A 7205-nucleotide genomic window follows, 5' to 3' on the forward strand; every position below is an offset into this window, starting at 1 on the left:
GCCGGATCATGGCGGCGATCTGCGAGTCGGGGTGGTGCCAGGCGTGCATGCTGCCGTCCAGCGCGGGGATGCCGGCGCGCGAGTTGCCGGCGCCGGTGGCGCCGTGGCAGGTGGCGCAGTTGGCCTGGTAGTACTGCTCGCCCTGGGCGATCTGCTCCGCGGTGTAGGTCGGGTAGGTGAGCGGACCGGCGTCGCCGCCGCTCAGGCGGGCGTAGACGGCGAACATCACCACGATGACGACGCCCGATGCGAGGGCGATGGTGGATGGGCGCGGGCGGCGGCGTTGCTTGGGCTTTCGGGACAATGTCTTCAACCTCGTTCGGTGGGATGGCGGCCGCAGCGGCCGTACGGGCAGCGGGCGGGCTAGAGGAGTGGGGGCGGGTCGGCCGCTAGCGCGCCGCGACCGGACACGCCCCTGGCTTCAGTCGGCGGAGTCGGCCAGCCACGCCTGGTATTGGTGCACCTCGCCGGCTTGCGTGACGATGACGTCGCGCGCCAGGTCGCGCAGCTCCGCGTGCGTGGCGCGCTCGAGCGCGAGCTGGGCCATGTCGATGGCGCCCTGGTGGTGCGCGATCATCTCCGTCAGGAAGGCGGCATCCGGGTCTGGGCCTTCGGCCATGGCCGTCATCATGCCGCTCATCTCGGCGTCCATCGTCGCCGCCGAGGCGCCGTCGACCTCGGCGTCGTACCACGCGCGCAGCCAGGTGGTCATCTGCTCGATCTCGGGCGCCTGGGCGGCCTTGACAGCGCGCGCGGCGGCCAGCACCTCGGGGTCGTCGCCGCGCTCGAGCACCCAGTCGGCCATGGCGATGGCGCCCTGGTGGTGGGCGATCATCATCGACATGAAGGCCACCTCGAACTCCTCGCCAGCCAAGCCTCCCAGCTCTGTCGTGCCGGCGGCGCCGTGCATCATGCCCGGCGTCTGACCGGCGGGCATCCCGTGCATCTGGGCCATCATCTCGTGCATCTGGCGCATCATGCCGCTTGGCATGTGGCCCATCATGGGCCCGTGCATGCCGCCCATCGCGTCGGCGCCCATCATCGCGCCACCCATCCCCATGGGGGCGGCGCCGGGGGGCGTGGTCGTGCCGGGCGGGTGGTGGTCGGGGTTGGCGAGGGCGGTGGTGGTCAGCGCGGCGGCGAGCAGCGCGGCGAAGAGTGTCTTGCGGTGCGTCATGGCGCTCCTCCTGTCGAGGAGCATGTTCGGGCGCGCGCGTGAACCGGCGATAACGCCCGTGTAAGGTTTCGGTAAAGCCGCCCAGGACGCGGAGCGGCGCTCAGCCCGCGTCCGGCGCCCGCGGCAGCGTGAACCAGAAGGTGCTGCCCTGCCCCAGGCGGCTGCTGACGCCGATGTCGCCGCCTTGGCGCTCCACTAACTGCTTGGCGAGCGTGAGCCCGATGCCGCTGCCGCCGCCCTCCTGCTGGGCGCGCGCCTGGTCGCCGCGGTAGAAGCGGTTGAACACCAGGCTGAGCTGCCCCTGTGGGATGCCGCCGCCCGTGTCGCTGACCTCGAAGCGCACCCACCCCTCGCCAACCGCGTAAACCGCAAGCTTGACCCGGCCCCCGGCAGGCGTGAAGCGCAGGGCGTTGGCCACCAGGTTGGTGAGCACCTGGCCGCTGCGCTCGGCGTCGGCCCATACGCGAACGTCGGGCGCGGCCGCCACCTCCAGCGTCACGTCCTTGGCCTCGAAGCGCGGCCGGAACGCCTCCGCCACGGCATCGAGCAGGGTGACGGCCGCCACCTCCGCCGGGTGCAGGTCGACCTGGCCGGTCTCCACGCGCGACAGCAGGCTCAAGTCGTCCGCCAGGCGCTCCAGCCGCTGCAACTGCCTCCGGGCCGGCGCCGCCAGCTCCTCGGGCGCGAACACCCCGTCCTCGAGGCCCTCCAGGTAGCCACGCAGGTTCGACAGGGGCGTGCGGAACTCGTGCGCCACGTCGGCCATGAGCTGCACGCGCCGCTCCTCGCTCTTCTCCAGCGTCGCCGCCATGGTGTTGAACGCCGCCGCCAGCTCCCCGATCTCGCCCGGCGCCCGCTGCGTCAGACGCTGGCTGTAGCGCCCGCCGGCGATGCGGCCGCTGGCGCGCGTCAGCGCCCGCAGCGGCCGCACCACCCGCCGCGTGACGTAAAGGCCAACCATAGTGGCGGCAGCCCCGGACGCCACCAGCGCCCACAAGAGCGACTGCGTCAGGGCGCGCCGGAAGCCGGCCGCCAGGTCGTCGGCCATGGCGTCGAGCGTCTGGTCGCCGTGGGCGTGCAGCGACTCCATCATGGCGTCCACGTGGCGCTGCAAGAAGTATGGCGCCAGCGCTTCGCCCGCCAGGAACATCGTGCCCAGCGCCACCACCACCACCACCAGGTAGGAGGGCAGCAGGCGCCAGTAGAGGCTCGAGCGGGGCGGCCGGGTCATCGGGCTAGTCATGCCACCTTGTAGCCGACGCCGCGCACGGTCACCAGCAGGGCGTCCGCGCCCACGCTGGCGAGCTTCTGGCGCAGGTTTGAAACGTGCACGTCAACCACGCGGTCGACGCCGGTGAAGTCGGGGCCCCACACGCGCTCGATGAGGTCGTTGCGGCCGAACACCCGCCCCGGCGCGCGCGCCAGCGCGAACAGCAGGTCGAACTCCAGCGTGGTCAGCTCCACCTCGCGCCCCGCGAAGCTCGCCTGGCGCTGCAGCGGATCGACGCGCAGGCCGCGATGCTCCACCGCCTCGTCCGCCTCCGCCACCTCGCGCGCCTGGCTGCGCCTCAGCACCGCGCGCACGCGCGCCACCAGCTCGCGCGGGCTGAACGGCTTCACCACGTAGTCGTCCGCGCCCAGCTCCAGCCCCACGATGCGGTCGCTCTCCTCGCTCCTGGCCGTCAGCATGATGACGGGCGTGCGCTGTGCGCGCCTGAGCGCGGTGAGGAACTCGGGGCCGGCCACGCCCGGCAGCATCCAGTCGAGCACCACCAGGGCCGGCGGCGCCGTAAGCGCCGCTTGCAGGCCGGCGGCGCCGTCGTGCGCCACCTCGACGGCGTAACCCTCGCGCGTCAGGTAGGCGCTCACCACCTGCGCGGCGTCAGCGTCGTCCTCCACCACCAGGATGCGGCTCATGACCACCAAACTAACACCCGTTTCCGGGACACCAATCCGCCCAACGCGACTTTACGCGGACCTTACACGACGCTTAAGCGACCGAAACAACCGGCCGCTACCGTGGACGACATGAGCGCGCCGCTGACGCACATGGCACCCCATGGACTATGGATGCTTCTTGGCACCGTCGCCCTGGTGCTGCTGGCGCTTGGCCTCCTGCGCGCGCTCTTCCCCGACTTCTCCCGCCACGACATCAGCACCGCCCCCGGCGCCCAGCCCGACCGGCAGGCGCCAAGCGCGGTGGAGTCGGCGGCCGGCGTTACCGCCGCGGAGCCGCCGCCCGGACGGCGGGGCTGAGATGCCGCGCGCAGAAGAGGTTGCTTCTCGGTTGCTAACGCGCGGGAGCGGCGCAGGCCGCCCGCGACGAGGAAGGCTAGGTGCACCAACGTGAAGAGATGGCTACTGACACTGACCCCGCTGCTAGCGCTGGCGGTGACCGCCACCGCGCTGCTGGGCGGCCAACCCGCCCACGCCGCGGTCCCGCTGGCGGGCCTGCAGGTGACCGTCACCAAGTCCCCCTGGTGCGGCTGCTGCGGCGACTACATCGAGATCCTGCGCGAGCGCGGGATGGAGGTGACGGTGATCGACACCGAGGACACCGCCGGCGCCAAGCTGGCCCTCGGCGTGCCGCCCACCACCTGGAGCTGCCACACCACCGAGGTCGACGGCTACGCCGTGGAAGGCCACGTGCCCCTGGAGGCCATCGAGCGGCTGCTGAGCGAACGCCCCGCCGTGACCGGCATCGCGCTGCCCGGCATGCCCGCCGGCTCGCCCGGGATGAACGGCGTCAAGAGCGCGCCGTTCCAGGTCGTCGCCTTCGACGCCGGCGGCGTGCGCCTCTTCGGAAACTACTAGCAGTGCGATAAGCAGCAGAGAGAGCGGTCGCTTGCTATTGCCGGATCAGGTTGCTGTTCTCAACCGTCGGCGCCAGATGGAGGGCAGTCGTTCAGCGCGCTAGCGAGATAGCCGCTCCAGGATGCCCTCCATCTGGGCGATCTCCTCACGTTGCGCGCGGATGATCTCCTCGCAAAGCTGAACGGTCTCCGGGTCTCGCAGCGTGGCCTGCTCGCAGTTCTTGATGGCTATGGAGTGGTGCGGGATCATCGACAGGGAGAGCTGCGCGTCGCCCACGAACGCCTGCGTTCGGATAGCGGTGAACGCACCCAGGAACACCAACGTGCTGACGGTATAAAGCACCGCGTTGAGGCGCTTGTTCTTGAACATGTGCCGCATCGCGACGAGCATGACGACGATCATGGGCGCCACCATCACCACGGCCATGTAGAAGCGGTTCAAGTTGAGGTGAATGTGCTCGAACGCCGCCACGCCCACGTAAGTAAGGGTCCACATGATCAGGAAGTGAATAGCGACGGCTAGCCCTAGGGTCGCGTACGGCCGGTCCTTCACGGGGCACCTCCGATGTCCGCTCCTGGAGGTTAGGCGCAATGCCGAGCCCGAGTCAGTGACCCTAGAACTCAAGGAGTGGCTGGGTTCGCTTCCGACACCTCGTGCTGATAGGCGCGCTGGCGCGGTTCCCACCACTGCTTGACGTAGGCCAGTACCGCCGTCACCTGCTCGTCGCTCCACTCGGGCGCCACCGCCGGCATGTACACGCCGCCCTCGCGGATGTAGCGCGCGAACAAGCTGTCGGCATGGTGCCACGCGTGCATGCTCCCGTCCAAAGCCGGCACCTCCGCCGCCGCGTCGCCCTCGCCGGCTGGGCCATGGCACGCGCTGCAGGTGACGCGGTATAGCGCCTCTCCCGCCGCCACTTGCGCCGCTGAGTAGGTCGGGTACTCGTAGCGCACGCGCGCCGGCGGCCAGCCGAACGGCCTGAACCACACGATGACGTTGGCCACCACTCCCGCCGCGACCAGGAGGCCGATGAGCCACCACCGACCAGCGCGTTTACGTCGTGAACCTTGCGTTCGCATGCTCGACTACATCCTTCCATGACATTCGCTCTGCTATACTAACCACATGCCACCCCCCCTGGGGTGGGGTAAAGCCTAGGAGGCGAAGATGAACAAGCTCATCATCGAAGGCATGACCTGCGCGCACTGCCAGGCGTCCGTCAAGAACGCACTCGAGGGCGTCCCCGGCGTCACCAGCGCCGCCGTCGACCTGAGCGCCGGCTCGGCGCGGGTCGAGGGCGACGCCGACGTCCAGGCGCTCATCCGCGCGGTCGAGGAGGAAGGCTACAGCGCGCGGCCCGCCACGTGAGCTCGGCAGCCGCGGGCGGCGCCGAGGCGACCACCACCGCGGAGCACCTGCACCTCGACCCCGCCACGCGCGAAGATGTTCAGCTCCGCCTGAGGAGCGCCCGCGGCCACCTTGACGGCATCCTGCGCATGCTCGAGGATCCGGACGTCTACTGCGTCGACATCCTCAAGCAGGTCAAGGCCGTGCAGGGCGCGCTGGCGCGCGTCAGCGACGCCGTGCTCAAGTCGCACATCCGCGACCACGTCGCCACCGCCAGCCAGCGCGGCGACACCGAGCACATCGTCACGGAACTGATGGAAGCCCTCAAGTACCGCACCTGAGCGCCGGGCGACGCTTTCGCGTCGCCCGCCTCGCTTAGCGAACAGGAGAAGGCATGGAAAGCGTAAGCCTAGGGATCCGCGGCATGACGTGCGCGAGCTGCACCGCGCGCGTCGAGCGGGCCCTCAACAAGGTGACGGGCGTGAGCGAAGCCACCGTCAACCTAGCCACGGAGCGCGCCAACGTGCGCTTCGACGCCCAGCAAACGGGCGTGCCCGCCCTGCTCGAGGCGGTCGCGCGGGCCGGCTACGATCCCGTGACCGAGCAGGCCAGCCTGTCGGTTGGGGGCATGACCTGCGCGAGCTGCACGGCGCGCGTCGAGCGCAGCCTCAAGCGCCTGGACGGCGTACTCGACGCCAACGTCAACCTAGCCACCGAGCGCGCCAGCGTCACCTTCATCCCCGGGGCGCTGTCTCCCGCCGACTTGGCGGCAGCGGTGACCAAGGCGGGGTACGAGGTCCGCCAGCCGGCCGCGAGCAGCGACCGGGTGGACCGTGAGCGTGAGGCGCGCGAGGCGGAGGTGCGCGCTCTGCGGCGCGACGTCGTCCTCGCCGGCGTTCTCACGCTGCCGCTGGTGGTGTTCGTGATGCTGCCCATGCTGGTGCCGGCGCTGGAGGCGCGCCTGATGGCGCTGGTGCCGGCCCAGACGATCAACCTCATCTCGTTCGTGCTAGCCAGCGTGGTGCAGTTCGGGCCGGGCCGGCGCTTCTACCGTCCCGGCTGGAACAGCCTGCGCCGCGGCAGCCCGGACATGAACAGCCTGGTGATGCTCGGCACCAGCGCCGCCTACGGCTACTCGGTGGTCGCCACCTTCCTGCCGCGCCTGCTGCCGGCGGGCACGGCGCACGTCTACTACGAGGCGTCGGCGGCGATCATCACCCTCATCCTGCTCGGTAAGTACCTCGAGGCCATCGCCAAGGGCCGCACCAGCGAGGCCATCAAGAAGCTGCTGGGCCTGCAGGCCAAGACGGCGCGCGTGGTGCGCGCCGGTCAGGAGCTCACCCTGCCTGTCGACCAGGTCGTGCCCGGCGACGCCGTGCTGGTGCGCCCCGGCGAGCGGATCCCCGTCGACGGGCGCGTGCTGACGGGCGCGTCGTTCGTGGACGAGTCGATGATCACCGGCGAACCCATCCCCGCGCGCAAGGCTACGGGCGACGAGGTGGTGGGCGGCACGGTGAACACCACCGGCGCCTTCTCCTTCGAGGCCACCAAGGTCGGCGCCGACACCGTGCTGGCGCAGATCATCAAGATGGTCGAGGACGCCCAGGGCTCCAAGCTGCCCATCCAAGCGTTGGCCGACAAGGTCGTCAGCGTCTTCGTGCCCATAGTCATCGTCATCGCGCTCGTCACCTTCGGTGTGTGGATGCTGTTCGGCCCCGAACCGGCCCTCACCTTCGCGCTGGTGAACACCGTGGCGGTGCTGATCATCGCCTGCCCCTGCGCCATGGGCCTCGCCACCCCCACCAGCATCATGGTCGGCACCGGCAAGGCCGCCGAGCTGGGCATCCTCTTCCGCAACGGCGCCGCG

11 protein-coding genes are annotated in these 7205 nt (G+C 70.4%); 5 read left to right on the forward strand and 6 right to left on the reverse strand.

Going from position 1 to position 7205, the window contains the following annotated elements:
* The 4 genes from M9914_14170 to M9914_14185 form a co-directional block, all read right to left on the reverse strand.
* Window positions 1-304: cytochrome c (locus M9914_14170; protein MCO5175321.1), on the reverse strand; the 304-nt coding region annotated here is incomplete at its 3' end.
* 117 nt (window positions 305-421) lie between these two features.
* On the reverse strand, window positions 422-1177 hold the full coding sequence (locus tag M9914_14175; GenBank protein MCO5175322.1) for a DUF305 domain-containing protein: 756 nt from the start codon (window positions 1175-1177) through the stop codon (window positions 422-424).
* A 100-nt stretch (window positions 1178-1277) separates the two neighbouring features.
* Window positions 1278-2408 (reverse strand): HAMP domain-containing histidine kinase, encoded by a 1131-nt coding sequence (locus M9914_14180; protein ID MCO5175323.1) that lies wholly within the window; start codon window positions 2406-2408, stop codon window positions 1278-1280.
* A gap of 8 nt (window positions 2409-2416) precedes the next feature.
* Window positions 2417-3094, reverse strand: a complete 678-nt coding sequence (locus M9914_14185; protein MCO5175324.1) for a response regulator transcription factor — start codon at window positions 3092-3094, stop codon at window positions 2417-2419.
* Window positions 3095-3205: 111 nt separating this feature from the next.
* Here M9914_14185 and M9914_14190 point away from each other — a divergent pair, with 111 nt between their 5' ends.
* Together M9914_14190 and M9914_14195 are read left to right on the forward strand one after the other, a co-directional pair.
* The gene (locus M9914_14190; GenBank protein ID MCO5175325.1) at window positions 3206-3433 is read left to right on the forward strand and encodes a hypothetical protein; all 228 of its coding nucleotides are present in this window, start codon (window positions 3206-3208) and stop codon (window positions 3431-3433) included.
* A 90-nt stretch (window positions 3434-3523) separates the two neighbouring features.
* Complete coding sequence (locus M9914_14195; protein ID MCO5175326.1) at window positions 3524-3991, forward strand: hypothetical protein; 468 nt, start codon at window positions 3524-3526, stop codon at window positions 3989-3991.
* Between the two features lie 99 nt (window positions 3992-4090).
* On the opposite strand, the gene M9914_14200 is transcribed toward M9914_14195, so the two are convergent.
* Together M9914_14200 and M9914_14205 are read right to left on the reverse strand one after the other, a co-directional pair.
* Window positions 4091-4543: a DUF305 domain-containing protein gene (locus M9914_14200; GenBank protein MCO5175327.1), complete on the reverse strand. Its 453-nt coding sequence runs from the start codon at window positions 4541-4543 to the stop codon at window positions 4091-4093.
* 68 nt (window positions 4544-4611) lie between these two features.
* Window positions 4612-5070 (reverse strand): cytochrome c, encoded by a 459-nt coding sequence (locus tag M9914_14205; protein MCO5175328.1) that lies wholly within the window; start codon window positions 5068-5070, stop codon window positions 4612-4614.
* 88 nt (window positions 5071-5158) lie between these two features.
* Here M9914_14205 and M9914_14210 point away from each other — a divergent pair, with 88 nt between their 5' ends.
* The 3 genes from M9914_14210 to M9914_14220 form a co-directional block, all read left to right on the forward strand.
* Window positions 5159-5359, forward strand: coding sequence for a heavy-metal-associated domain-containing protein (locus M9914_14210; protein ID MCO5175329.1), 201 nt, complete (start codon window positions 5159-5161; stop codon window positions 5357-5359).
* Window positions 5356-5679, forward strand: coding sequence for a metal-sensitive transcriptional regulator (locus tag M9914_14215; GenBank protein MCO5175330.1), 324 nt, complete (start codon window positions 5356-5358; stop codon window positions 5677-5679). The genes M9914_14210 and M9914_14215 overlap by 4 nt, the downstream gene beginning before the upstream one ends.
* 53 nt (window positions 5680-5732) lie before the next feature.
* The coding region (locus M9914_14220) for a heavy metal translocating P-type ATPase (GenBank protein ID MCO5175331.1) at window positions 5733-7205 on the forward strand (1473 nt) is incomplete at its 3' end.

It is taken from the genome of Trueperaceae bacterium, from assembly GCA_023954415.1.
Lineage (GTDB): Bacteria > Deinococcota > Deinococci > Deinococcales > Trueperaceae > JAAYYF01.